The sequence below is a fragment of the Bradyrhizobium uaiense genome, from assembly GCF_010811875.1.
GTDB lineage: Bacteria > Pseudomonadota > Alphaproteobacteria > Rhizobiales > Xanthobacteraceae > Bradyrhizobium > Bradyrhizobium uaiense.
Genome location: NZ_VKHP01000579.1, coordinates 1 through 514, shown reverse-complemented (window position 1 = coordinate 514; position 514 = coordinate 1). Strand labels below are relative to the sequence as shown.

Genomic DNA, 514 nt, shown 5'->3' with positions numbered 1-514 from the left:
TTGCGTGCGGAATGAGAGGCCGTAAGCCTTTTGCAGGGCGGTCCATTCGGGGCGCGAGAAGAACTCGTAGTCGCCCGCAATCGACAGCGTCGGCGCGTGCGCAGCCAGGTCAGTGATTGAATGAATAGCGAGTGCATCGGCGCGGTGCCGCGGCATCACCAGCGCATAAGCGTTCTCGAAACCGAGCGCGCCGAGCAGGGTGATGTCCTGCTTCGCCAGGATCTTCTTCAACTCGGCAAGCAATGTTTCGCGCGGCGGCATATCGGTGCGGTGAAACTGGTTGAGCCACAGCGTGCCGGAATAATCCACATAGACATCGATGTTGTTGGCCGCGAGCGCCTGGAAAATCACGCTGGAGCCGAGGCCTTCGCGCGTCGAGGCCTGCAATCGCGCCGCCTGCAGCCGCTGCTCGATCAGCGCGGAGAGCACATATTGCTCGGCAAACGTTTTGGCGCCGACGACGTAGGTCGACGGCGCCCGTGCCACCGAAGGTATCAGCGTGGCCGTGACCAGT

1 protein-coding gene is annotated in these 514 nt (G+C 62.3%); it reads right to left on the bottom strand.

Annotated features, from left to right (window positions below):
* On the bottom strand, positions 1-514 hold a 514-nt coding region (locus FNJ47_RS46575; RefSeq protein ID WP_283811398.1), incomplete at both ends, for a glycine betaine ABC transporter substrate-binding protein.